The organism is Nonomuraea sp. B12E4, assembly GCF_039871825.1.
GTDB lineage: Bacteria > Actinomycetota > Actinomycetes > Streptosporangiales > Streptosporangiaceae > Nonomuraea.
On record NZ_JBDPME010000099.1, the window covers coordinates 1 to 621 of the forward strand.

General features: G+C 45.4%; 1 protein-coding gene. It reads left to right on the plus strand.

The window, feature by feature from the left end; translation table 11 throughout:
* Positions 1-3: 3 nt before the first annotated feature.
* Positions 4-621 (plus strand): phage integrase Arm DNA-binding domain-containing protein (locus ABGB18_RS49395; RefSeq protein ID WP_347702670.1); only part of this gene is annotated, 618 nt, incomplete at its 3' end.

Consider the following 621-nt stretch of genomic DNA (forward strand, 5'->3'; position numbering starts at 1 on the left):
GAAATGGGAAGAAGGCGAAGTCATGAGCGCCGGGATTTACCCCCTAACCTTTATATAAGAAACAATGGATATTACTGCTACAGGGACCCAAGGACGGGTAAAGAGTTTGGATTAGGCAGAGACAGGCGAATCGCAATCACTGAAGCTATACAGGCCAACATTGAGTTATTTTCAGGACACAAACACAAGCCTCTGACAGCGAGAATCAACAGTGATAATTCCGTTACGTTACATTCATGGCTTGATCGCTACGAAAAAATCCTGGCCAGCAGAGGAATCAAGCAGAAGACACTCATAAATTACATGAGCAAAATTAAAGCAATAAGGAGGGGTCTGCCTGATGCTCCACTTGAAGACATCACCACAAAAGAAATTGCGGCAATGCTCAATGGATACATAGACGAGGGCAAGGCGGCGTCAGCCAAGTTAATCAGATCAACACTGAGCGATGCATTCCGAGAGGCAATAGCTGAAGGCCATATAACAACAAACCATGTCGCTGCCACTCGCGCAGCAAAATCAGAGGTAAGGAGATCAAGACTTACGGCTGACGAATACCTGAAAATTTATCAAGCAGCAGAATCATCACCATGTTGGCTCAGACTTGCAATGGAACTGGCT